The organism is uncultured Bacteroides sp., assembly GCF_905207245.1.
GTDB lineage: Bacteria > Bacteroidota > Bacteroidia > Bacteroidales > Bacteroidaceae > Bacteroides.
This window is the reverse complement of the sequence record NZ_CAJLKP010000056.1, coordinates 14,638-39,790: the sequence shown is the minus strand read 5'-3', so window position 1 is coordinate 39,790 and position 25,153 is coordinate 14,638. Positions and strand designations below refer to the sequence as shown.

The window sequence follows — 25,153 nt, the reverse complement described above, 5'->3', positions numbered from 1 at the left end:
CGTAGCGAGTTTGAGCCCCGTCTGCGAATGGCAGTACCGGAGTAGCACCGTAGACTGAGCCCGGGCCCTTTCTTTTTGATACTTTTTCTTTCGGGCAAGCGAAAGAAAAAGTATAAGCCTTTTGCAACCCGGTTGCACTCCCCATCCCTTACCTTTGTACCGGACAAAATAATAAGATTAAGATTATGGAAACAAAATGTCAGTGTTGTTGTGCACATACACATACTTCTCCGCAGAGCAAAGAGAAAGAGCAATCTATAATCCGTAAGATAGGAGCTCCGGTGCTATCAGGTATATTCCTTATCACGGGTATCATTTTCCAGCATCAGGAATGGGTAGGATTCAGCCATCCGGTGGTTGAATTCTGCTGGTTCCTGTTGGGCTTCCTGCCCGTGGGACTTCCTGTGATGCGCGAAGCATGGGAGGGCATCTTGCGGAAAGACTGGTTCAATGAATTCTCCCTGATGGCCTTAGCCTCCCTCGGAGCATTCTATATCGGAGAATATCCGGAAGCGCTTGCCGTGATGCTACTCTATACCCTGGGAGAGATGTTGCAGGATAAAGCCGTGAACCAGGCTACCCGCAATATCCGTGGCCTGCTCGATGTGCGCCCCGAACGGGTGGATGTATATCGTGAAAACACGCTCCGCACAGTCTCTCCCCGCGACGTCAATGTGGGAGAAACCATTGAAGTAAAACCCGGCGAACGTGTCCCTCTGGACGGAACTCTGCAAAACCCGCAGGCCGTTTTCGATACTTCCGCGCTGACCGGGGAGAGCATGCCCCGCAATGTTTCCGCAGGCGGTGATGTCCTTGCCGGTATGATTGTCAGCGGACAGGCAGTGCGCATACTGGTGACGAAACCTTACGACCACAGCACGCTGGCACGCATCCTTAACCTTGTGCAGGACGCAGCAGAGCGCAAAGCGCCTGCCGAACTGTTTATCCGGCGGTTCGCTCGCATCTATACACCGATAGTCGTGCTTCTGGCTGTCCTGATAGTAGCCCTTCCCGCACTTGTTGCGGCGGTGCATCCGGGCTTCGACTATGTATTCAACGATTGGCTCTATCGTGGGCTGGTGTTCCTCGTAATATCCTGCCCGTGCGCACTGATTATCAGCATCCCGTTGGGCTATTTCGGAGGAATAGGGGCGGCTTCCCGTATGGGTATCCTGTTTAAGGGAAGCAATTATCTGGATGCCATCACCCGCGTGAATGCCATCGTCTTCGACAAAACAGGCACGCTGACCACCGGTAGTTTCCGCGTGACGTCCATACAGGCGGCCGGTCTGCCGGAAGATGAATTGCTGCGACTGGTGCTGTCCGTAGAAAAGAAGAGCACCCATCCTGTGGCACAAGCCGTTGCCCGCTTCGCAGCCGAACGGGGTGTGGAACCTCTGGAAGTAACTACATTGAATGAACTGGCAGGCTATGGTCTGGAGGCCGAAGTAGGGAGCCGCAAAGTCCTTGTCGGCAACATCCGCCTGTTGAAGGACCGCAAGATATCCGTACCCGGAGAACTTACGGACTGTGTGGCCACTGTCGTTGTCTGTGCCATCGACGGGCAGTATGCCGGTTGCCTGCTGCTTTCGGACACTTTGAAGGAGGATGCCACGGATGCTATAAAAAAAATAAAGGCTTTAAAAATAGATAATATTCAAATGTTATCCGGTGATAAACAAGAGATTGTTGATATCTTTGCCGCAGAATTGGGCATTGACAAGGCTTACGGTGACCTGCTTCCCGAAGATAAAGCCGTCCATCTGGAACAGCTCAATTCTGCCCCGGACGTGTCCGTAGCCTTTGTGGGCGATGGTATGAATGACGCTCCCGTACTGGCTCTCAGTGATGTGGGGATTGCGATGGGAGGGCTGGGTTCGGATGCCGCTATCGAAAGTGCAGATGTAGTTATCCAGACCGACCAACCGTCGCGGGTGGCGACAGCCATTTCCATCGGACGGGCCACAAGACGGATTGTGATGCAAAATATTATCGGTGCTATCACCGTGAAAATATTGGTTCTGATTGCGGGCGCCTTTGGCTTTGCCACGCTATGGGCGGCGGTGTTTGCCGATGTCGGAGTGGCTTTGCTAGTTGTTCTCAATTCGGTCCGCATATTAGGTAAGAAGTTCTGAGTAGTATGAAAGACGTATATCTACATAAATTGTCCCTTCGGGATATCAAACCTACAGCGATGAGGCTGTTGATTCTCCGCACCATGATGGAGATGAGGCGGGCTGTGTCCATGGCAGATTTGGAAGAGAAACTCGATACGGTTGATAAATCCACTATTTTCCGGACACTGACCCTGTTCCTTTCCCACCACCTGATACATGGTGTGGACGATGGAAGCGGTTCATTGAAGTATGCCGTTTGCGAAGACTGCTGCATGTGTACGGTGGAAGACCAGCACATGCACTTCTATTGCGAGCGTTGCCATAAAACCTATTGCATCCGGAGTGTGCACGCCCCGTCAGTCTCGCTTCCGGAGGGATTCATGCAGACGGGAATTAATTATGTAATCAAGGGGATTTGCGCCGACTGCGCAGTCCATAAGAAAATAGACACAGACGATTGAGCGTATGAGACATTTCTATATATGTCTCCTCTTGTTAGGCTTTCTGTCAGCATCTGCCTTGGCAAGCGGAGATAAAGAAACAAAGGATATATATACGGAACAGTATATCACGGACATCTATATGGATGAACCGGAACGCGCGTTGCAACTGCTGGATGAAGCTGAAACAAAGCAAGCGTTGCCCATATACATGGTGGATGATTTGCGTAGCATGGTCTACTCATACCTGTATCAGGATAAATCGGCATTCCACTATGCCCGCCGGGCTTATGTATATGATTCTATCTCCGGGAACCATCCTGACCACTTGTTGAAGATGACCATAACCCTGGCCGACCTCTCCCATACCCTGAGCGAATATAAGGAAAGCAACCGTTACGCGGTTGAAGGGCTGGAACTGGCACGCAGGCTCGACGACCGGCAGTCGGAATGTAAGTTACTCTTCTGTATGGGCGAGAACAAATGGATGCTGTCATTGAAAGAGGAAGGGTATGAGCTTTTCGATAAGGCAATCGCCCTGCTGGATGGCAGGAAAGATAAACTGAGCAAGTCGATGCTCTCCTACTTCTATGGGGTAAAGATGGGATATCTGATTAATGATAACCGGCTGAAAGATGCCTTGCAGGTAGGTTTGCAGCGTGAGAAGCTGTTGGACGGAATGAAAGGCAATCCGGAAGTGCGTGAGGCTTTCCTCGACCAGCAATACGGATATGTCTATTCCAAATTGTCTCGCATCTGCCATTTGCTGGGAGATGTGGAGCGTGGGAAGGAGTATCATAAAAAATACCAGTCCACCCATGCCTATAACACTCCTGCCGGCAAGCGTGATGCCACCCCGTACCTGCTCGTAACCAAGCAGTATCAGGCCGTACTCGACCATTGCCGCGACTTCAAGGAGCTGATGCGCCGGCAAGATACCTTGAATATCCAGTACGTTGGCGTTCTGCAACGGGAGATAGACGCCTATCTTGCCCTGAAAGACTATGAGAAAGTCGCCGCGCTGCGTGCTTCCATCCTGTCCATAACGGACAGCATCTATCGGCGTGATAAAACCAATGCCGCATTGGAACTGGACAACCTTTACGAAGTGAACGAGAAGGAAGCCCGCATTGCGGAACAGGCTTTCCAACTAACCATACGCACCATTACATTAGTCTTCATCTTCTGTGTTTCCTTGTTATCACTGTTCTTCCTGTGGCGCATGTGGCTGCAAAACCGCAAAATCAAGCGTAAGAACCAAGTGCTGGTGCAGCGCATCAACGAGCAGATGTCCATGCAGACGGAGATGAACCGCTTGCAGGCTGATGCCGAGAGAGTGTCGGAAGACCAACCTTTTCCGGAGACCGGGCAGACAGAACCGGAAGCATCCGACGGCAACGAAGAGGAAGCCCAGATGAACAAGATGATTTTCGGCAAGCTGGATTATATCATCAAACGGGACGAACTGTATCTGTCCGCCGACATATCGAGAGAAGAACTTGCCCGGATGGTCAAGATGAACAATACCCGTTTTGCCCGGATGATAAAAGAGAATACGGACACCAATCTGAACGGGTATCTCAATAATCTCCGCTTGAATTATGCCATGCATTTATTGAAGGAACATCCTGAATATACATTGCGTGCCATTGCCGAAGCGTCAGGCATCAACAGTATGCCTACTTTCCACCAATTGTTCAAGGCAAGGACGGGAATGACTCCTTCCGAGTTTAAGAATGCAGAGAAAGAATTGAGAAAGTAATATCTTGTATATCAGTGTGATATTACTTTTTTTAATACATTTGGGGACAATTCTTTATATGTATGACAAACTGTATATCGGTTGTTTTTGCGATATTTTATTCCTTTGTAAAATAATAACGGCAAAAATCTGTATATACAATGTCTATATTGTGTCTGGCAATCCAAATTGCTTTTGTTGTTTCAATTGTAGCGGTAGTCTATTATTTCCGATTGTATAAACTTCATGGCATATCAGTAAAAGAGTGGGAAGAAATGAAGGAAGACAATTTCCTGATGCGGGAGTTGCTGAATAATCTTCCTATTCCGACTACGGTGAAGGACATTAAGGATAACTGTAACTATCTCTTTTGGAACAAGAAATCTGAAGATTTATATAGTGTCTCTCAGGACGACCTGATCGGGAAGAACGCAAGTGTTCTGCCTCCCGAAATTTGTTCCGCCTTTCAACAGACAGACCGGGAAACGATACGTTCCGGCCAATCGAACACCTTTCAGCATCTGATATTGGCTGATGGGTGCGAACATGTATTGAATATGTATAAGCAGTTGTTGTACTACAAGGGCGAGCCCCGCTGGCTGATTAGTGCGGCGGTGGACGTCACGGAAGCGGCAGAGAAGCGGTGTCAGTTGGAACAACTGGACATTCAGCATCGCTTGCTGTTGAAAGCTACCGGTATGAAGCTGTGGACATGGGATTTGCGGCGTAAAGAGATTACCTGGAAAAGAGATGGTGAAGGTGGAACGGACAGAATAGTAGATGCCGACGAACATCTGCAGTTTATCCTGCCGGAATACAGGGAGAACATCCACCGGGCATTGGACAGACTGAAACGAAAGGAAACGGACTTCTTTGACGAGGAATTCCTGTTTCGGGATGAAGACGGCACTCTTTCGTGGAGGGAAATCTACGGAGCCATATATCAGTATGATGAAGATGGCGAACCGGTTGTCCTGGTGGGGGGAACTCTGATGATTGATAAAAGAAAGACACTGGAGCAGGACTTGCGGGAAGCAAAAGAGAAAGCGGAAGAAGCCAACAGGCTGAAGTCTGCCTTTATTGCCAATATGAGCCATGAGATACGTACTCCGTTGAATTCTATCGTCGGTTTCTCAAGCGTACTGACTATGACGGACGACATGGAAGAGAAAAAGGAATATAATCAGTTGATACAGCATAACAACGCACTTTTATTGAAGGTGGTGGACGATGTTCTGGAACTTTCGAAGTTGGAGGCGGGTGACTTTGAACTGTATCCTGCATGGTTCTGTCTGTCGGACCTCATTGTGGAAAGTGCCGCCGAGTGCAGGATGAAGGCTGGCGGAAAGCTGGATGTCCGGGTGGATAAACCGGAACAGGATTATATGGTGGAACTTGACGCTCAGTATGTCAAACGGATATTGAGCAACTTCCTGTCGAACGCTCTGAAAAACACCCAAAGCGGCCATATTGATATAGCGTACAGCATGGCAGACGGGGGTGTCAAGATTAGTGTGAAAGATACAGGCTGCGGTATTCCGCAGGATAAACTTCCGGTGGTTTTCGACCGTTTCGAGAAAGTGGACTCTTTTGTGCAAGGGGTCGGGTTAGGGTTGCCCATTTGCAAGTCTATAGCAGAGAGTATGGGCGGAACCATTGGGGTGGCTTCGGAAGTGGGTGTCGGTACTACGTTTTGGGTTACATTGCCTTGTGCTACAGCACCCACTCCTCAATTACACAATGAAATGTTAATCAACAACTTCTATTCCTAATCCCGTCAGCAGTCCTTCCAGGCCGTAGCGGGAGAACCGGGCTTTCTTCAGGCGGTTGGCGGCAGGGTTCAGGGCGTAGTTGCGGGCGGTGCTGAAATCGGCTTTTTCCAGGTTGGTGTGGTGGAAGGAGGCGTAGCAGAGGTCGCACTCGGTGAACTTGGCTTCAGGGAGTTGTGTCTCCATGAAGTCGGCATTTTGCAGGTCGCAGCGTGTGAAGCGGGTGCCTTTCAGCTTCATTTCGGTGAAAAGGGCATAGGAGAGGAGGCAGTTGCGGAACTCCACGGACAGGCCGAAGCGGTTGCTGAGGGTGAAGTTGATACCTGTCATCTTGCAGTCGGTGAAGAGGACGTCCAGCCAGGAGGTGTTGCTGGCTTTCACCAGTGACAGGTTGCATTCTTTGAAGGTGCATCTCTCAAAGATAACTCTGCCGATGCTCTGGCCGGAGAAGTTGCATTTGTCGAAGGTACATTCGTAGTAGTTGGGTTCCAGTTTGTCGATGGTGAAATCGACTTTTTCGATGATTTGGTTTTCCATATGGTGGAGTTGGGAGATTGTCTTGTTTGATTTCTGTAAAGGGATTATTTCTTGCCATTGCCCGCTATATCATCTAAGTCTATCCATTCCAGATGTGGGTCGATGAGGGTTCGTTGGATTACTTGGCCATTTTGCCGACGGCTATATTCGGGGATAAAGCATACCTTTACATCAGTGATTTGCTGCGAACTTACTTCTTCGGGCGTGTCTACGCCCTGGCTCGATGACTGACAGGAGAGGTAGAATGTTCCTACGCCTTTCAGCCGTACCGACCGGCCTGCACTCATCAGGTTTGCCAAAACTTCACCCAGATTCACGAGCACCGCATACGTGTCTCCCGGACTTACCGTTGACATAAGCGACAGTCGTTTTGCCACATCATCCGTTGTAGCAGGATGACCTTTGGTCACTGCTCTCGGATACCATTTTCCATTCAATTTTTGTTTCTTGTAAAAAGGCATATTAAGTTCTCCTTCCTTTATGATTCAACTAGCCTGAGGCCCTGACTAAACAGGGCATATCTATATCTTTGGCATACAATCAATGCCAATGATTGCCACAATCAATGCCAATGATTCCTACAATCAATGCCAATGATTGTATGCCGAGTCGCAAAGATAGCATAACTAATCCGTAACCTGTGCATGGCAAAGGCATAATCTCAAATGAGCATGAAAAAATATCATATTCGTCCTTCTCCTGTTTTTTTGATGGTTTATTGTATAAATCTATCTCTTATTCAAGCTATTTGTTTATCTTTGCAGGGGTAGATTAAGAAACAGAAAACAACGACATGGGAAGATTTATCAATCCGTTTACCGATTACGGCTTTAAGAAAATATTCGGTCAGGAGATATCAAAGGACTTACTGATAGATTTCTTAAATGACTTATTGAAGGGCGAGCGGGTGATTACTGACCTTACTTTTTTGAACAATGAACAATTGCCAGAGTGGGAGGATGCCCGTGCGCTGATTTATGATATTCATTGCACCACAGACACGGGAGAGAAGATCATTGTTGAGATGCAGAATAAGTCTCAGGCCTATTTCAGGGAACGCGCCTTGTTTTACCTGTCGCATGCTGTTACCCGTCAGGGGCAGAGAGGTGACTGGATGTTCGACATCAAGGCTGTATATGGTGTGTTCTTCATGAACTTTTTGCTCAAGGATAATGTTAAGTTACGCACCGACATCATTCTTGCCGACCGTGAAACAGGCCAGTTATTCAGCGACAAGATGCGCCCCATTTTTATCGCTCTGCCGGTGTTTGATAAAGAAGAAGAGAAATGTGAAAATGATTTTGAACGTTGGATTTATGTGCTGAAGAATATGGAGACACTAAAACGAATGCCTTTTAAGGCCCGGAAGGCAGTCTTCGAGAAGCTTGAAGAAATTGCCGATGTATCTTCTCTAAACGAAGAGGAGAATGAACTTTATTGGCGAAGCGTAAACGCGTATCGCACGCATTTGTCAGTATTGGAAGCGTCAAGACTGGAAGGACGTGAAGAAGGACGTGAAGAGGGACGTGCTGAAGGGCGTGAGGAAGGGCGTGCAGAGGGACGTGAGGAAGGTAGTATCGAAAAATGTTTTTCTATAGCTCGTAATTTAAAGCAACTTGGCACTTCTGTCGATTTAATATCAAAGGCTACCGGTTTGACTCCCGAAGAGATTGCGGGCTTATGATCTTTGTGAAACCGATAGCAGTAGTCTTGTATATTTAATTTCTTGCCTTGAACACCGGCTCTATTTTCTGTATCTCCGACTCAAAGCCGAACCAATATCCCCGGTTTTCTTCCTCGCCGACCGGCAGGAAACAAAGCCGGAGGTTCTCCCTGTATTCCCCATACAGCACTTCCCAATGTCCGGGAGGAACTTGCCGCTTGGTCTTTACCCGTTCTGCCGGGAGCTTCTTCAGCGACATGCCCGCCTCTATCCAGGCGATGCTTGCTTCCGACTGATATTCGGGATAATGCCGCTTGCAGAACTCATACAGGATGAGGCCCCGTTTTTCCAGGCTCATCGGCTGGTCTATCAATCCTATCCGTATCAGATGTTCCAGAAAATCGTGCAGAAACGTTTCGTTATCCAAAATCAGTCTTCGGGTTATACCTTGCCAGGCAGGAGCATTATAAAATCCATCCAGCAGGCGCGAAAGTTGTCGCGCGGTTTGCAGTTCGTCCACATTGATTTCGCGGGTTTGCAGTACCTCGTAGGGTGGGAACGGGGAATATTGTATGCCCAGTTCTTCCGCCCTGCGGCGCATTTCCGTGCCGGGAAGCAGTTTCAGGGACTCCAGTTGTATTTCTCCGGCGCCATATTCCGCCAATACGCGGATGTCCTCGAATATCTCCGAAAGGTGATAGAGCGGGAGTCCGGCAATCAGGTCGGCATGCGTTTCCATGTTGGGGAGGGCACACAGGAATTTCAGTCCTTCCAGCGCATCCGACAGTCGGCCCATCCGTCGGCTTTGCACAAGCACCGGCTCGCGCAGGCTTTGTATGCCGGCTTCCAGATGCAGCAACCCTTCGGGCAGACGCTTTAACTCCTCTTTCAGCTCTTCGGAAAGTAGGGCAGGGTGCATTTCCAGGTGGAAACGTATATCGGGGGCGAATTCAAGGAACAGTTCCAACAGCTCCTTTGCCCGGCGGGTATTATAATTGAAAGTACGGTCGAGCACACGCACGTTCTTTATTCCGTGTCGGTGGATGATTTGCAGCCGTTCGCGGATTGCTTCGATGGACAGGGTGCGCACGGGTTTTTCTCCACCACTGACGCAGAAGGCGCAGGTGTTGAAGCAACCCCGTGTGGTTTCCAGTTGCACGAAAGGTTTGCTCCAGTTGAAGAAACGGCTTTTCTCGGGGGGAATGAGGTGATGGAAGTCCAGCACGCGGGCGATGCCGTTGTCGATGTAATTTCCGTGGGAGTCGAGGTAGCAGAGTCCGGGGATATTCTTCCATTCCGCCGGATTGTTGCGGTGGGTTATCCATTGCGGAAATACCTCTTCGCCTTCTCCCCTGAACACGCAACTGACAAACGGGTTGCTGCGCAGGAAGAATTCGTTGTCTCCCAGGAATTCCGGTCCGCCCAATACGATGCAGCATTGGGGCAGCAGGGCTTTTACTCTTGAAATGATGTGCAACAATTGCTCGTGGTTGAACAACCAGACGGTGGCGGCAAGCAGGTCGGGACGGCGGCGGTAGACTTCGCCCGCTACCATGCCCACATTCTCGTTGATGGTGGCGGATACGATGTCCCATTCGATGGCGTCGTCGTCGGCTATCTGTGCATGCAGTGCGGGGAGTGCCAGTGAGGAGTGGGCGTATGAACTGTTCAGGTCGAGCCAGAGGATTTTCATGCTGGTTTGTTTTATTTCGTGCGAAATTACTTTAAATCTCTGGAATAAACGAATATAAAGGAAAAAATGGCACAGAATGGCTTATGAATAAAGCGTTTGCATAGTACGCTCTTCTGCCTTTGATTCAGAATCATCAAAATCTAAATTGCGAAGCATTTTCATGCACTTACGAGCATGAACAGCCATATCTACCATTACTTTCTCAGCCCCGTCAAACGGTAGCCCTTCAAGACATTATTCATATTCTGTCATAACCTGTTTCATTAATTAACAACCCAATCTATATTCCGATGGAGATACACCTACCGTCTTCTTAAATAAACGGGTGAAATGGGTTGGATATTTAAATCCCAATTCATCCGCTATCTCGTTAATAGACAGTATTCCTTCTCCCAATAACTGTTTGGCCCGGTCTATAATCTTCAATTGAATGTATTCCTGTGCTGTCTTTCCTGTTTCTTTCTTTATTAAATCTCCGAAATAATTGGGCGAGAGAAAGACTTTATCCGCACAATAAGACACGGTAGGCAAACCTAATTGACGAGGACGGCCGGAAAGGAAATAATCAGAGAGCACTCTCTCAAATCGGCTCAGAATATCGCTGTTCGCTTTATGCCGTGTGATGAACTGACGGTCATAAAAGCGCATGCAATAATCCAGCAACATTCCGATACTGCGTGCTACGAGGCTGTTGGTATGTGCATCTATCTCCCTGTTCAATTCAGTGAGAATGTTGTTGAAACATTGTTCTATGATTTCACGTTCCTTTTCGGATATATGAAGGGCTTCATTGGCATCATACGAAAAAAAAGTATACTCCTTCAAAGTCTGTCCCAGTTCCGTTCCATAGAGTAAGTCCGGATGAAAAACCAATGCCCAACCTTTAGGTTGGATAGGTTCATTGCTTTCCACTCCGAATATTTGTCCGGGAGCCACCGCCACAATAGTCCCGTCCTGATAATCGTAGTAGTTGATACCATAGCGCAACGGGCCGCATGTTACGTTTTTCAGAAAAATGCAATACAGCCCGTAGTTGATACGATGAAATTCTCTGGGCGGACATTTCGACATATCAACTACGCTAACCAGCGGATGCAATGTTTCCACTCCCATGTATTCATTATATTGATGAATGGTATCAATCCTTGCAATTCTTTCCATACGTACTTTCTTTTATTTATTTTGCCACAAAAGTAATAGATTTATAATGAAACTGATACGGTACAGCGCATAATCCGTAAAAATGGTCGTTCGTTCTGTAATGTGTATAGCAGTCAAGTGATTGAAACTCCCTAATTTTGCATTATCAAAATTGTTTCAAACCAAAAAACGAAAAGAATAATGAAGAAATTACCGACAATCGCATTAGGAACATGGTCGTGGGGCACTGGTGCCGCAGGAGGCGACCAAGTATTCGGGAATCATCTGGAGGCAGAGGACTTGAAACCTGTGTTTGAGGAGGCTATGAAAAATGGCTTAAACTTATGGGATACAGCTACCGTTTACGGCATGGGTGCATCAGAAGATATTCTCGGGAGTTTTACACGTGCTTTCAACCGTGAAGATGTAATCCTCTCTACCAAATTCACACCACAGATTGCCGGAATGTACGGTGGTTCGATGGAACAAATGTGTGATGCGTCACTGCAACGTTTCGGTACGGATTATATCGACATCTACTGGATTCACAATCCGGCTGACGTAGAACGGTGGACACCCGACCTGATTCCTCTTCTAAGAAGTGGTAAGGTGAAAAGCGTTGGCGTATCGAACCACAATCTTTCCGAACTTAAACGTGCCGACGAAATTCTTGCAGCTGAAGGATTTCATATCTCTGCCGTGCAGAATCATTTCAGCCTGCTCTATCGCTCATCGGAAGAGGCCGGAATATTGGACTATTGCAAGGGGAATGGCATTACATTCTTTGCCTACATGGTGCTGGAACAAGGAGTTTTGACGGGTAAATACAACGTTCGGAATCCTCTGCCACAAGGTAGCGGCCGTGGGGAAACCTACAATAAAATGCTTCCCAAACTTGATATTTTGCTTTATGCCATGAAAGAGATGGCTGACAAACGCAATGCAACGATTTCGCAAATAGCAATAGCATGGGCCATTGCCAAAAATACGTTACCCATTATCGGGGTTACCCAAACGAAATATATAGCCGAAACAGTAGCAGCTGCGACTATTAGTCTGAATAGTGAAGAAACGACCCTTTTGGAGAATTTGGCAGCAAAGACAGGAGTTAACACCAAAGGGGCTTGGGAAAATCCTATGTACTAATACAATAATAAACAGATGTCTATGAATTATAAAACAATAACGATGGCCTTCATGCTATCATTAACAGCCATAACAATGAACGGGCAAGAAAAAATAAAGCAGACGGCAGGTCGTGACCAGTTGGGCGACTTTGCACCTAAGTTTGCAGAACTTAACGATGATGTACTCTTTGGAGAAGTGTGGAACAGAACCGACAAGCTTGGCTTTCGTGACCGTAGCCTGATTACAGTAACCTGTCTGGTAAGTATGGGCATTACGGATTCATCCTTGAAATATCATTTGCAAAGTGCCAAGAATAACGGTATCAGTCGTTCCGAGATAGCCGAGGTGCTTACTCATATCAGTTTCTATGCAGGTTGGCCAAAGGCTTGGGCTGCATTCCGCCTGGCTAAGGAAGTATGGAACGAAGAAAGCGGCAGTGCGGCAGATGCGAAAGCGGCCTTTGAACGTGAGATGATGTTCCCTATGGGGCAACCTAACGATGCTTTTGCAAAATATTTTATCGGACAAAGCTATTTAGCTTCTTTATCAACCAAGCAAGTGGGCATTTACAATGTGACATTCGAGCCGGGCTGTCGCAACAACTGGCACATTCATCGTGCGACAAAAGGCGGCGGACAAATTCTTGTTTGCGTGGCAGGAAAAGGCTGGTATCAAGAATGGGGAAAACCGGCACGGGTTCTTTGCCCCGGTGACGTGGTAAATATCCCGGCCGGTGTAAAGCATTGGCACGGAGCTGCCGCCGACAGCTGGTTTGCCCACCTTGCCATAGAGGTTTACGGCGAGAATACGAGCAACGAATGGCTCGAAGCGGTGGATGATGAACAATATGGCAAACTTATGAAAGAATGAAGTCAATGAAATACATGTTGCTTCTTTTGGGGCTATGGATGTCTGCAAATTCATTTGCCCAACAAGTGGTAGATGTCCATTCGCATATCGTGACGACTGATTACATGAATGCGTTGAAGCGTCATCATGCCGAAATGGAAGATGGTTATCCGTTACCGGAGTGGAGCGTAAAGGCGCATCTCGCTTTTATGGAAGAGGCCGGTATAGATTGCTCGGTTCTTACCATGCCCTCGCCACAACCGTATTTCGGCAATACGGAAGAATCGGCACGGATTATCCGCTCTGTCAACAGAGAGGCTGCACGGGCTAAAACTTCTCATCCGGGAAAGTTTCTGTTTTGTGCATCGCTGCCTCTTCCTGATATGGACAGAGCCATTTCCGAAGCGATTTATGCGCTCGACACCCTGCAGGCCGATGGTATCAAACTTGCCACAAACGTTCGTGGCTTGTATCTGGGCGACAGTAAGCTCGACCCGCTTATGGAAGTGCTGAATGCACGTGGTACCGTGGTGATAATTCATCCGCATGTTCCGGCACAACGTCCTGAAAACATTTTTACCGGAGGCCCGATATTCGTTTATGAATATCCGGCCGAGACCACAAGGGCTGTGCTGAATATGATAGTAAACAACGTGATGGTTCGCTATCCCAACATTCGGTTCATTGTGCCACATAGCGGTTCTTTCCTGCCTATCGCCCTGCCCCGATTCCGTGCCGCACTTCCTCTGCTCATATCAAAAGGATTGGCAAACAAAGTGGATGTGGAGAAGAATCTGGCTAATCTTTATTATGACTTGGCAGGAGGGCCGACAGCGGAAATACTCAAAATGCTTCTCTCTATCACCACGCCCGGCCACATTATGTATGGTTCTGATTTCGGATTTGTGCCAAATGACATTTTGATAAAGGTAAAGCAAAGTCTTATTCAGAAATTGCAGGCCAATGATATGCTCAGAGTCCACACGGAAGATATATGGGGGAACAATGCCAAACGATTATTCAAACAGAAGTAAAAAATGAAAAAACAAGTTATTATTCTACTCATGATGATAAGTTCATTAACGGGGTTTGCGCAAAACCAAGTGACGGACAGTATGTTAATCAGAATATCCGAGATAGAAGTCTATCCCGAGTATCTCTATGAATATCTTGAAGCTGCAAGAAATGTAGGTGCCACTTCGGTAAAAGAAGAGACGGGGGTGGTGTGTATATTCCCCATGCAGACGAAACGTGACAAGCATCAAATCCGGATTGTGGAAATCTATGCTTCGATGGAGGCATACCGGAAGCACATCGTTTCAACGCATTTTCAAACCTACAAGCAAGGAACGCTCCACATGGTTAAGAGTTTGGACTTGGTGGACATGAATGCCCTCGACCCGACAAGTATGTCGCAGATATTCTTAAAAACGGGAACAGGCAAAAACAAATAGATAAGAATGAGAATCAAACGGACAAAAATATGAAAAAGAATATCGGAAGTGTATTGGCACTTTATCCTACTCCCACCATCGTAATAGGCACGATGGTGAATGGCAAGGTGAACTGGATGTTGGCAGGACATGTGGGTATCATGTGTCACGACCACATTATGGTAAGCCTCTTTCAGAAACACTACACCAACAAAGGCATCAAAGAGACTATGAAATTCTCGGTAAATATCGTGGACGAAGACATGCTTCCCAAAGCTGATTATGTAGGCACGGTAAGCGGAGAGAAAACAGACAAAAGCGAAGTGTTCGACTATTTTATGGGCGATGGCGGTACACCTGTCATCAAGGATGCTCCGGTAGTAATGGAGTGTAAGGTCGAAGATAATTACGTGTTGAATAACTTCGATAACTTCATCTGTTCTATCATTGATACATACGCTGACGAGAATGTGCTGAATGAATCGGGAAAAATAGATTACGATGAATTAAAACCCGTACTTTTTGAGATGCCGACCTATACCTACCTGCGCACAGGTGAGCGGACAGGCAAGTGTAAGACAATAGGCAAGAATGAATAATGTAAATAAAATCAGAAAATATGAAACTAAAAAAGTTAAAGAGTTCGATTTGCGGCCTGTTTATTATCATGCTGCTTGCTTTGGTAAACGCTTCCTGTTCCAATGGAAGTAATGAAGACATAGTCTCCGATTATATGGTCACAGTCACCGCCGGTGAAGGAGGTACGGCTACAAGTGAACGAACATCATACGTGGTAGGAGAAGAGGTCAATGTAACAGCCACTGCATACAACGGTTATTCTTTCATGGGTTGGTATGAGGATTCAAACCAGCTCTCTACTGAAATTTCCTACACGTTCAATATGCCTGCAAGAAACATTCAATTACAAGCCGTTTTCGAGTCTGTATCACAACCGTCTGAAAAAGGACGTTACTTGGTGGTTTATTACACGTGGAGCAACAATACGAAATCTGTTGCTGATGAACTGCGCTCCATTATCGGAGGTAGTATGGTAGAAGTAACGCCATCTACGCCTTATACAACGGATTACAACACGATGTTGAATGTCGGTCAGCAGGAACTGAATGCCATAGACAATTCGGGAATATATCCTGCCATCAATACCAAGTTGGACAGTTTCAGTGACTATGATGTCGTTTTTATCGGCTATCCTCTTTGGTACAGTCGTATGGCTACTCCGATGCAGGCATTCCTTCATAATCATACCTCACTATTATCAGGAAAGAAGATTGCCTTGTTCTGCACAAGTGCCAGCAGCGGAATATCCGGTACAGTAACCGATGCCCGCCGACTTTGTCCTGAAGCCGACTTTTTGGAGAGTCTTCGCATAGGTTCTTCATCAGCAGATAACTCACATGATACCCTTGTCGGTTGGCTCGGACGGATAGGGGTTGCAGTCGAATAAAACAAATAGAAGAATGATACATAAATTTTTATTTGTAATAATCGTGGTAGCACTGCTAAACAGTTGTGCCAGCCAATCGGCAATCTTCCCCTTGGAACAGAAAGCTCCCTCTGCCAACAATACGGGAGATGTAAGAATCTCCATGCTGAAAAAATCGGGAGAAACCATGATAGTTCACTTTCTGTTTGAGAAAGGAAGCCGTAATTTTTGGCACTACCATCCCGATGTAGAGCAAACTTTACTCGTACTCGACGGTGAGGGCTATTATCAGGAAGAGGGTAAGGCAAAACGGCTCATCCGCAAAGGAGATGTTATCGTTACACCGCCCAATGTGCGCCATTGGAATGGAGCCACTCCGAGAAAACGCATCTATTGTATGACCGTTACCGAACACTCTGTCAAAGACCATGTTATCCAACTGCATGCTGTATCAGACGAAGAATATGCTTCTTCTACACTGAACAAACAGGATACTCTCACCATATTACACCCAGAATACAAGAAAGAAAGTAAAAACATTAATATTGCACAATATGAAGTAAAATTTGATTAAACCCCGAATTTGCATATTGCCGTATTCGAGAAAAGATATATTTTTGTCCTTGTTGAGTGAGACATTGAAAGACAAACCAAGCAGAGCGCAGCAATAAGCACGGTTGCCAACTCGTTACCTCAAAATCGGGCACTTCTCCCAAAGCCTTTAGAATAAGGCAATAAGAAATTTATTCCAGAATTACGTAAAATCTGAGGATTTATATGTAAGGTTGCATAGAGTTTTAGTAATATCGGGAAAGTATGGAAGAAGAAAAAAAGCAACCGGAAGAAAAGGCCAAAGCTAAAGCGCAGAAGCCGAAGAAAAAAAGGTGAGCAAAACTTGGGAAGCCGCACAAAGGCTCAAAGGAAGCCTTATTGTAAACGACCCTAAGTTTTTGCTGTAATTATGAGATATCTATATCCTTTACATTCATATCTAAGCACACCCCGTTACATTATGTAAGAATGTAGCGGGGTGTGTTGTTATAGAGATTATTTGCTCATGCTTATAGTTCTGTAGAGTTGTCAATCACTTTTATCCTGACACATTCGCTGGGAACCAGTGTCAGCAATTCATCCAGAAACTTACGGCTGCATTCCAGCAAAGTTTCCTGCGTCATTTCTTCTTTTGAAGTGGCAAAGAAGCGGAACAGGTTATCAGAGTCGGGAAGTTTCACCACTGTATAAACTATATCCGTTGACTTTTCATTGTATTGCTGTGCCAAGTCGTCGGCTCTTGCCCAGAATTGAACTGCTTTGTCACCACCAATTTCTACGACTGCGATTAGTTTTTTGTTTGTTTCCATAATCATTTTCTATTTTAGTTATACATGTTGTCATGCTATTTTTTAAGTAACAATTGAAACGTTTTTATGGTTTCCTGCATTTGCTATTTTTTATATAAGTAGATGTTTCTGGTTAGCTTGCATTATGAATGATAATTTAATGAAGAATGATGAATGAAGAATGAAGAATGAAGAATTTGGCTGCGCTATGCAAGCATGCCGCAAGGTAATTCTTCATTCTTCATTCTTCATTCTTCATTCTTAGTTCTTCATTCTTCATTCTTAGTTCTTCATTTCGATAAATTATCATTTAGCCCTCTGTTATTATATAAACTAGCCCTCCCCCTGTAAAAAGGGAAAATGTGAACATAAACAGTCGATATATAGACAGCATCCTTTTGCACTAACCCGCTAACTTTGCTTCCAAATATCAAATAATTGTTATGAGAAGGCTACTGTTCATTTTTTCCTTTTTCTGCCTGCCCGTTGCGAGTGCAGGCGCACAAGATACCCTGGCATTGGAAGACTGTCTGAAGATAGGTATCGAGAACAACCTGTCCCTGCAAAGTAAACGGAAAGAGATACAAAAGGGAAGGTATGGCATCTCCGAGAACCGGGCACGGTTGTTGCCCCAAATCAATGGTTTTGCTAATTATAATGATAACATCGACCCACCTGTCTCCGTCACCGACGGCTCAGCTTACGGCAATCCCTACAATGTGACTCATACCCTGCAATACAGTGCCAACGCAGGATTGCAGTTCCAAATGCCACTCTATAACCAAACCCTTTACACCAGTATCTCCATTGCGCGGACGATGGATGAGATGAACCGCCTCACCTACGAAAAGGCGAGGGAAGACCTTATCCTGCAAGTCTGCAAAATGTATTACCTGGGGCAGGTCACCGCCGAGCAAATCGCACTGATAAAAGCCAATATCACCCGTCTTGAAGAATTGCAGAGCATCACGCAGGCCTTCTATGACAACGGAATGGCAATGGAAGTCGATGTGGAACGGGTGAGCATCAATCTCGAAAACCTGAAAGTACAGTATGACAATGCACAGGCCATGCTGGAACAGCAACTGAACCTGCTGAAATACATCATCGATTATCCTGCAGAAAAACAAATAGCCTTAGTGCCGGTGGATACCGAAACCATCACCCCCGTAGCATTGACCGGACTTTCGGAGAGCCTGTACGAACTCCAACTGTTGCAATCGCAACGGCAACTGGCGGAGCAGCAGAAGAAGATGATTGGTTACGGATACATCCCCTCCCTGAATCTGACGGGCAACTGGATGTTTTCCGCTTACACCGATAAGGCTTACCACTGGTTTCATTCCGGTCCTTCCGGTCATTGGTACCGTTCCTATGGCTTAGGGCTCTCGCTGCGTGTCCCCATCTTCGATGGTCTGGACAAACGCTATAAAACCAGGAAAGCCGTCATCGATATCGAAAACATCAAACTGGCACAGGAGAACACCCGCAAGAATTTGCAGACCCAATACCTGAATGCCACCAACGACCTGATGAACAACCAGCGGAATTTCAAAAAGCAGAAAGATAATTATTTGCTCGCCGAAGATGTATATACCGTCACTATGGACCGCTACCGCGAAGGCATCACCTCGATGACCGAAGTGCTGCAAGACGAAATGCGGATGAGCGAAGCCCAGAACAACTACATCAGCGCCCACTACAACTATCGGGTGACCAACCTTATGTTGCTGAAACTGACCGGGCAAATAGAATCATTAGTCAAATAACAAGTTAATCAATAACATCCGAATATGGAAACAGTAGAAAATAATAGCGCATCCAGTACGCATCAGGAGAAAGCAAAGAAGTTGAGAAAATTACGCCGTTGGCAAATCGTAATCAGCCTGTTGGGAATAGGTGTCATGATTTGGGGAGTCATACAGGTGGTCTGTCTCTTCCTGGATTACAAGCAGACCGAAACCAGCAACGATGCCCAAATAGAACAGTATATATCTCCCGTCAATCTGCGTGCCTCGGGGTATATCAGGAAGATTTATTTCACCGAACACCAGGAAGTTCGCAAGGGAGACACCTTGCTTGTATTGGACGACCGTGAATATAAAATCCGCGTTATGGAAGCGGAAGCCGCCCTGAAAGATGCACAGGCAGGCGCCACCGTCATTGGAGCCACCTTGCAGACCACACAGACCACCGCATCCGTCTACGATGCTTCCATCTCTGAAATAGAAATCCGTTTGGCCAAACTGGAGAAAGACCGCCAGCGTTATGAGAATCTGGTGAAACGGAACGCTGCAACTCCCATTCAGTTGGAGCAGATAGAAACGGAATACGAGGCCACACACAAGAAACTGGAAGCCGTGAAACGTCAACGGAAGGCGGCTCTCTCGGGAGTGAACGAAGTGTCTCATCGTCGTGAGAGTACCGAGGCTGCCATTCAGCGTGCAACGGCTGCGTTGGAAATGGCTAAGCTGAACCTGTCTTATACAGTGGTTGTAGCCCCTTGTGACGGAAAGTTGGGACGCCGTGCCTTGGAGGAAGGTCAATTCATCTCGGCAGGGCAGACCATCACTTACATCTTGCCCGATACGCAGAAGTGGATTGTTGCCAATTATAAAGAAACCCAGATTGAGAATCTGCATCTTGGGCAGGAGGTGGCTATCACGGTGGATGCCATCAGCGATAGAGAATTTACAGGAACTGTTACGGCTATTTCGGGGGCTACGGGTTCTAAATATTCGTTGGTTCCCACTGATAATTCTGCCGGAAACTTCGTGAAGATACAGCAACGCATACCGGTTCGTATCGATTTCACCAATCTCTCCAAGGAAGATAATGGGAGACTGGCGGCAGGTATGATGGTAGTTGTGAAAGCTAAACTCTGACGCCATGCCCTCGTACCCTAAAAACTATCCCTTCTACAACTGGGTGCCTAAACCGGTAGGCATCATCATCATGTTGTTGCTCTTTATCCCCATCCTTACGGTGGGTGGCGTTTACTCTGTCAACAGCACCGAGATGATGAGTGGATTGGGCATCATTTCCGAGCATATTCAGTTCACTAATTTCGTCACTTCCATCGGAATGGCGGCTTTCGCTCCTTTCCTGTATCGCCTGATGTGTATCCGCCGGGAGAAGATGATGTGTCTGGCGGGGTTCTCGCTCATGTATGTCTTTAGCTATATCTGTGCGGAGACGGACAGTATATTTATTCTGGCGCTTTGCAGTCTGCTCATGGGCTTCCTGCGGATGGTGCTGATGATGGTCAATCTGTTTACGCTTATCAAGTACGCTGCCGGAATGGAAGCTACCCGTAACATCACTCCGGGACTGGAACCTGATGATGATAAGGGTTGGAACAAACTGGATATTGACCGATGCGTCAGCCAACCGGGTATTTACCTGTTCTTTATGATTTTAGGGCAATTGGGCACATCGCTAACGGCATGGCTGGCTTTTGAATATGAATGGCAGTATGTGTATTATTTTATGATGGGTACGGTGTTGCTTTCCATCTTGGTTATCTTTATCACAATGCCTTATCATAAGTTTACTACGCGCCGCTTTCCTATCAACTTCAGGCAGTTCGGCAATGTGGCGGTGTTCTGCATTACATTGGTGTGCATCACTTATGTGCTGGTTTATGGCAAGGTCTTGGATTGGTACGATGATGCGTCCATCCGCACTGCCACCCTGGTTGCGGTTGTATCTGCCTGTGTCTTTTTCTATATGGAGAAGAACCGCCATTCGCATTACTTCCTGTTGGATGTCTTTAAGTTACGTACCATTCGTATGGGCATTTTGCTTTATCTGTTGCTGATGATATTCAATTCGAGTGCCATGTTTGTCAATGTGTTTACGGGTGTCGGTATGAAATTGGATAATTATCAGAATGCGACATTGGGCAACTGGTGTATGGCGGGTTACGCCATTGGTGCTATCTCTTCTATGATATTGGGCTCCAAGGGAGTACATTTCAAGTACCTGTTTGCGGCCGGCTTCCTGTTTCTCGGATTGTCGGCAGTATTCATGTACTTCGAAGTGCAGAGTGCCGGATTATACGAGCGGATGAAGTATCCGGTCATTATCCGTGCCACGGGTATGATGTTCCTTTATGCCCTGACGGCTGCTTATGCCACGCAACGCATGCCCTATAAGTACCTTTCTACTTGGATTTGCGTCATGCTTACCGTGCGTATGGTGTTGGGACCCGGCATCGGAGGCGCTCTTTACTCGAATATATTGCAGGAGCGTCAGCAACATTATGTCACCCGTTATGCGCAAAATGTGGATATGCTTCATCCCGAGGCTTCCGCTTCGTTTATTCAGACTGTTCAAGGCATGCAATATCAGGGAAAGAGCAAGCAGGACGCGATCAATATGGCGGCAATGTCTACCAAAGGGCGGATTCAGGTGCAGGCCACCCTGTCTGCCGTAAAGGAAATGGCAGGCTGGACTATATACGGTTGCCTTATTTGTATGATATTTGTACTGATTATTCCTTATCCTAAGCGGAAATTAGTAACTTAGCACTGTTTTTTAATATAGCTTGTGATATTATGGATACTCAGCAGGAACGTTTGTATCGTCTTAACCATGCATTATTAAGTGGAAAAGATGTTTGTAGTTCGGAAGGTATGCTTCATGATTTTCCGGAGTCATTGAAGAAACCGTTTCAAGTGAATGGAGTGGGGGTGGTGGTTTGCCGTCAGGGAAGTTTTATGTTTACTCTGAATCAGAAGGATTTTTCGGCCAAAGCGAATGAAACTCTTTTTATTCCCGGTGGTTCTGTCTTTCAGGTATGTCGTCAGTCGGAAGATGCAGAAGTATTTATTCTTGTCTACCAGACAGAGCCGATACGTGACATTATAGGCAATTGTGTGACTTCCATGCATCTCTATTCGCAACTTGCTACGGAGCCATGTTATGTATGGAGTACAGGTGAAGAGAATGAAGTTCTGAAATATATATCTCTTCTGGACAACACGTTGCAGATAGGGGAAAATACATTCAATAATTATGAGCAGAAGTTACTTTTGCTGGGGCTGACGTACCGGCTCTGTTCCATCTATAACCGTAAACTTATCACGCAAAGAGCATCGGTAGGGCATAAGCATGATATTTTCATACGGTTGATTCAGTTGATTGAAAAGCATTATATGGAGCAACGCGGTGTGGAGTTTTATGCAGATAAACTTTGTTTGTCACCTAAGTACCTCTCCGTATTGTCCAAGTCGATTTGCGGATATACGGTGCAGGAACTGGTGTTCAAAGCCATTATCCGCAAGAGCATCTCATTGCTTAAGAACACGCAGAAGAGCATACAGGAAATATCTGATTACTTCAACTTTCCTAATGCTTCCTACTTCGGTACGTTTTTCAGGAAACAGACAGGGACATCTCCGCAGCAGTATCGGAGGAAATCTTGATTTGCAACTAAAGAGTGAATATAAATAAAAGAAAATCCTCATAAGTATTTATCTTATGAGGATATCTTTTGGGTGACTGATGGGACTCGAACCCACGACATTCAGAACCACAATCTGACGCTCTAACCAACTGAACTACAGTCACCATGTTTGCGTCATTTCTCAAACGCGGTGCAAAGATAGGTATTATCTTTGATACTGCAAATATTTAGAGGAATATTTTTGTAGATATTTGCATCATTTTTTATCTTCCCTAATGCCTGCATTGTGTTGCTGGTGGAGCTTTCGAGAGTTTTTAACGAAGATATTCAGAGAGTTACGTGCTACTTCCGGAAGCTTTGAAATAGATGTGGAATCAACTGGATAGATAATATAATTTTTTTCTTTGGTGAGAGTAGGACGTGCTGTCCATACCAAATTGTATCCGCAATGGCGAATGCGAATATTGGGAATAGCTGAAGTAACTGTGTCTTTTTCCAATTCTAATGTGAATACGAGACCACCGTCAGTATTTACCTTACTCATATTAGAAATGAAGTTCCCTAAAGAATAGACTACGGCATGTTGTGTTCCAGCAAGAGTATCGGTGCGTAGCTCCATTGGCTGTATGACATGTGGATGTGAACCGACGATATGCGTTACCCCCTGTTCCAATAACCAATCTGCCAACTGCCGTTGTTCCTGACTGGGAAGAGACTGGTACTCATTTCCCCAATGCATACAGGCTATGATAGCATCGGGTTGCCATGTTCGGGCGGTATCAATATCCTGCTGCATGACCGTCTTGTCTATGTAGTTCACTATGTTGGGAGAGGTGGGTTTGATTCCGTTAGTGTCATAGGTATAATTAAGGAAGGCAATGCGAAATCCATTTTTATGAATAAGTAACGGATAACGTTGCTGTCGTTCTTCTTTGTTCCTATAAGTGCCTGCGTATGCAATATGTAGAGAATCCAACATCAGAATAGTGCGTTCCAGTCCTTTCTTTCCTCGATCCAGACAATGATTGTTTGCGGTTAATAGAACATCGAAACCGGCATCCCGGATGGTATATAAAAACTCATCTGGTGCAGAGAAAGCTGGGTAGCCTGCATAGGGCTTTCCACCTAAAGGAACTTCGAGATTGGCAATGGCAATATCAGCTTTACTTATTTGTTCTTTTACGAGAGAAAAACATGGAGAATAATCATAGTTCCCTTGGTTTGTATGCGCAGCTTCAAGTTGTGCCTTATGTTGCATCAAGTCACCGACAAATAATAATGTGATTTTGGCAGGAGGAATTGTGTCAGAAGCTTCGGACATTGTTTGTTCTTGTGCCACACTATTGCATGATACAAAAAAGAAAAGTAATGCGAAGGGGAGTGTTCTTCTCATAACCATTAGTAGGTTAAAATAAATACCGGAAGAAGCCAAATGGGCATAATCGTCTTCTTCCGGTATTCGGGATTATTGGTAAATAGCTTTCTTACCAGCCAGCAGTGTATTCTTCATTAAAGAAACGATAGTCATCGGCCCTACGCCACCCGGTACGGGAGTGATGAATGAACATTTAGGAGCTACTTCGTCGAACTTTACGTCACCAGTCAGTTTAAATCCTGATTTCTTTGTGGCATCCGGGACACGCGTAGTACCTACATCAATAACTACGGCACCATCTTTTACCATTTCAGCTTTTACAAAGTTGGGTTGTCCCAATGCAGCGATGATGATATCGGCTTCCTGGCACTCTTTTACCAAGTCTTTACTGCGACTATGGCATACGGTTACGGTTGCGTCTCCCGGATAAGCTTTCTGCATCATCAGTGCTGCCATCGGTTTGCCGACGATATTACTACGTCCCAATACTACACACTTCTTACCCGAAGTTTCTATTTGATAGCGTTTCAGTAGTTCAAGAATACCGTTAGGAGTTGCCGATACATAGCAGGGTAGTCCAATAGACATACGTCCCACATTGATGGGATGAAACCCGTCTACATCTTTACGATAATCGATAGTTTCAATCACTTTTTGCTCAGAGATATGCTTGGGTAATGGGAGTTGTACAATAAATCCGTCTACATCTGCATCTTCGTTCAACTCGCGTACTTTAGCCAGAAGTTCGTCTTCCGTTACATCCGCTTCGTAACGGATAAGGCTGGACTTGAATCCGCAAACTTCACATGCTTTTACCTTGGCAGCAACGTATGTTTCACTGCCACCATCGTGACCTACAAGAATTGCAGCAAGGTGAGGGCGTTTACCGCCTTTCGCCACAATTTCCGCTACTTCAGCAGCAATCTCCTGTTTCACTTGTTCCGAGATTGCTTTTCCGTCAATTAATGTCATATCAATATTTTTGTTTTAGTTATAATTTATCTTATACTATTTCTGTCATTTACTATTCTTTCAGAAACTCATGCATCGCAAATATAGAGCAAATAACCGAAT

The 25,153-nt window shown here is 46.0% G+C and carries 23 protein-coding genes and 1 tRNA gene; 16 read left to right on the top strand and 8 right to left on the bottom strand.

Annotation, left to right across the window (positions count from 1 at the left end; all coding sequences use genetic code 11):
• The first annotated feature begins 185 nt into the window (after window positions 1–185).
• The 4 genes from QZ135_RS16395 to QZ135_RS16380 all read left to right on the top strand — a co-directional run bounded on the left by QZ135_RS16395 (window position 186) and on the right by QZ135_RS16380 (window position 6,070).
• Window positions 186–2,135 carry a heavy metal translocating P-type ATPase gene (locus tag QZ135_RS16395; protein ID WP_294611601.1) on the top strand — a complete coding sequence of 650 codons (1,950 nt, stop codon included), beginning with the start codon at window positions 186–188 and terminating at the stop codon, window positions 2,133–2,135.
• Between the two features lie 5 nt (window positions 2,136–2,140).
• On the top strand, window positions 2,141–2,578 hold the full coding sequence (locus tag QZ135_RS16390) for a transcriptional repressor (RefSeq protein WP_294611600.1): 438 nt from the start codon (window positions 2,141–2,143) through the stop codon (window positions 2,576–2,578).
• Between the two features lie 4 nt (window positions 2,579–2,582).
• Window positions 2,583–4,319, top strand: a complete 1,737-nt coding sequence (locus tag QZ135_RS16385) for a helix-turn-helix domain-containing protein (RefSeq protein ID WP_294611598.1) — start codon at window positions 2,583–2,585, stop codon at window positions 4,317–4,319.
• 254 nt (window positions 4,320–4,573) lie between these two features.
• Window positions 4,574–6,070, top strand: a complete 1,497-nt coding sequence (locus QZ135_RS16380; RefSeq protein ID WP_294611596.1) for an ATP-binding protein — start codon at window positions 4,574–4,576, stop codon at window positions 6,068–6,070.
• Here QZ135_RS16380 and QZ135_RS16375 read toward each other — a convergent pair.
• The gene (locus tag QZ135_RS16375) at window positions 6,047–6,604 is read right to left on the bottom strand and encodes a pentapeptide repeat-containing protein (RefSeq protein WP_294611594.1); all 558 of its coding nucleotides are present in this window, start codon (window positions 6,602–6,604) and stop codon (window positions 6,047–6,049) included. The two genes, QZ135_RS16380 and QZ135_RS16375, sit on opposite strands and share 24 nt — an antisense overlap.
• Before the next feature lie 44 nt (window positions 6,605–6,648).
• A complete protein-coding gene (locus QZ135_RS16370) occupies window positions 6,649–7,065 on the bottom strand; it encodes an HU family DNA-binding protein (protein ID WP_294611592.1) in 417 nt (138 codons plus the stop codon).
• Between the two features lie 332 nt (window positions 7,066–7,397).
• Here QZ135_RS16370 and QZ135_RS16365 point away from each other — a divergent pair, with 332 nt between their 5' ends.
• On the top strand, window positions 7,398–8,288 hold the full coding sequence (locus QZ135_RS16365) for an Rpn family recombination-promoting nuclease/putative transposase (protein WP_118422927.1): 891 nt from the start codon (window positions 7,398–7,400) through the stop codon (window positions 8,286–8,288).
• Between the two features lie 34 nt (window positions 8,289–8,322).
• On the opposite strand, the gene QZ135_RS16360 is transcribed toward QZ135_RS16365, so the two are convergent.
• Window positions 8,323–9,960, bottom strand: a complete 1,638-nt coding sequence (locus tag QZ135_RS16360) for a DUF4080 domain-containing protein (protein ID WP_294611588.1) — start codon at window positions 9,958–9,960, stop codon at window positions 8,323–8,325.
• 267 nt (window positions 9,961–10,227) lie between these two features.
• The gene (locus QZ135_RS16355; protein WP_294611586.1) at window positions 10,228–11,121 is read right to left on the bottom strand and encodes a helix-turn-helix transcriptional regulator; all 894 of its coding nucleotides are present in this window, start codon (window positions 11,119–11,121) and stop codon (window positions 10,228–10,230) included.
• A gap of 180 nt (window positions 11,122–11,301) precedes the next feature.
• Here QZ135_RS16355 and QZ135_RS16350 point away from each other — a divergent pair, with 180 nt between their 5' ends.
• Genes QZ135_RS16350 through QZ135_RS16320 form a run of 7 tightly spaced genes read left to right on the top strand, consistent with a single transcriptional unit; the run spans window position 11,302 to window position 16,528 of the window.
• On the top strand, window positions 11,302–12,246 hold the full coding sequence (locus QZ135_RS16350; RefSeq protein ID WP_294611584.1) for an aldo/keto reductase: 945 nt from the start codon (window positions 11,302–11,304) through the stop codon (window positions 12,244–12,246).
• A gap of 42 nt (window positions 12,247–12,288) precedes the next feature.
• Window positions 12,289–13,098 (top strand): carboxymuconolactone decarboxylase family protein, encoded by an 810-nt coding sequence (locus QZ135_RS16345; RefSeq protein WP_294611605.1) that lies wholly within the window; start codon window positions 12,289–12,291, stop codon window positions 13,096–13,098.
• A gap of 5 nt (window positions 13,099–13,103) precedes the next feature.
• Window positions 13,104–14,111 carry an amidohydrolase family protein gene (locus tag QZ135_RS16340; protein ID WP_294611582.1) on the top strand — a complete coding sequence of 336 codons (1,008 nt, stop codon included), beginning with the start codon at window positions 13,104–13,106 and terminating at the stop codon, window positions 14,109–14,111.
• Between the two features lie 3 nt (window positions 14,112–14,114).
• Window positions 14,115–14,531, top strand: a complete 417-nt coding sequence (locus QZ135_RS16335; protein WP_294611580.1) for an antibiotic biosynthesis monooxygenase — start codon at window positions 14,115–14,117, stop codon at window positions 14,529–14,531.
• Between the two features lie 29 nt (window positions 14,532–14,560).
• Window positions 14,561–15,109 carry a flavin reductase family protein gene (locus tag QZ135_RS16330; protein WP_294611578.1) on the top strand — a complete coding sequence of 183 codons (549 nt, stop codon included), beginning with the start codon at window positions 14,561–14,563 and terminating at the stop codon, window positions 15,107–15,109.
• 20 nt (window positions 15,110–15,129) lie between these two features.
• Window positions 15,130–15,975 (top strand): flavodoxin, encoded by an 846-nt coding sequence (locus QZ135_RS16325; RefSeq protein WP_294611576.1) that lies wholly within the window; start codon window positions 15,130–15,132, stop codon window positions 15,973–15,975.
• Window positions 15,976–15,988: 13 nt separating this feature from the next.
• Complete coding sequence (locus tag QZ135_RS16320) at window positions 15,989–16,528, top strand: cupin domain-containing protein (RefSeq protein ID WP_294611574.1); 540 nt, start codon at window positions 15,989–15,991, stop codon at window positions 16,526–16,528.
• A 487-nt stretch (window positions 16,529–17,015) separates the two neighbouring features.
• Here the strand turns inward: QZ135_RS16320 and QZ135_RS16315 are convergent, their stop codons facing one another.
• Window positions 17,016–17,315, bottom strand: a complete 300-nt coding sequence (locus QZ135_RS16315; RefSeq protein ID WP_294611572.1) for a hypothetical protein — start codon at window positions 17,313–17,315, stop codon at window positions 17,016–17,018.
• Window positions 17,316–17,737: 422 nt separating this feature from the next.
• On the opposite strand from QZ135_RS16315, the gene QZ135_RS16310 reads away from it, so the two are divergent.
• The 4 genes from QZ135_RS16310 to QZ135_RS16295 are packed head-to-tail and all read left to right on the top strand — an operon-like array spanning window position 17,738 to window position 22,723.
• Window positions 17,738–19,063: a TolC family protein gene (locus QZ135_RS16310; RefSeq protein WP_294611570.1), complete on the top strand. Its 1,326-nt coding sequence runs from the start codon at window positions 17,738–17,740 to the stop codon at window positions 19,061–19,063.
• 24 nt (window positions 19,064–19,087) lie between these two features.
• On the top strand, window positions 19,088–20,179 hold the full coding sequence (locus tag QZ135_RS16305; protein ID WP_294611568.1) for an HlyD family secretion protein: 1,092 nt from the start codon (window positions 19,088–19,090) through the stop codon (window positions 20,177–20,179).
• A 4-nt stretch (window positions 20,180–20,183) separates the two neighbouring features.
• Window positions 20,184–21,824 carry an MFS transporter gene (locus QZ135_RS16300; protein ID WP_294611567.1) on the top strand — a complete coding sequence of 547 codons (1,641 nt, stop codon included), beginning with the start codon at window positions 20,184–20,186 and terminating at the stop codon, window positions 21,822–21,824.
• A 29-nt stretch (window positions 21,825–21,853) separates the two neighbouring features.
• The gene (locus QZ135_RS16295) at window positions 21,854–22,723 is read left to right on the top strand and encodes an AraC family transcriptional regulator (RefSeq protein WP_294611564.1); all 870 of its coding nucleotides are present in this window, start codon (window positions 21,854–21,856) and stop codon (window positions 22,721–22,723) included.
• Window positions 22,724–22,794: 71 nt separating this feature from the next.
• On the opposite strand, the gene QZ135_RS16290 is transcribed toward QZ135_RS16295, so the two are convergent.
• From QZ135_RS16290 to folD, 3 genes are all read right to left on the bottom strand, one after another.
• Window positions 22,795–22,868, bottom strand: a tRNA-His gene (locus QZ135_RS16290).
• A gap of 92 nt (window positions 22,869–22,960) precedes the next feature.
• Window positions 22,961–24,097, bottom strand: a complete 1,137-nt coding sequence (locus QZ135_RS16285; RefSeq protein ID WP_294611562.1) for a CapA family protein — start codon at window positions 24,095–24,097, stop codon at window positions 22,961–22,963.
• Between the two features lie 72 nt (window positions 24,098–24,169).
• A complete protein-coding gene (folD, locus tag QZ135_RS16280) occupies window positions 24,170–25,051 on the bottom strand; it encodes a bifunctional methylenetetrahydrofolate dehydrogenase/methenyltetrahydrofolate cyclohydrolase FolD (RefSeq protein WP_294611560.1) in 882 nt (293 codons plus the stop codon).
• Between the last annotated feature and the right edge of the window lie 102 nt (window positions 25,052–25,153).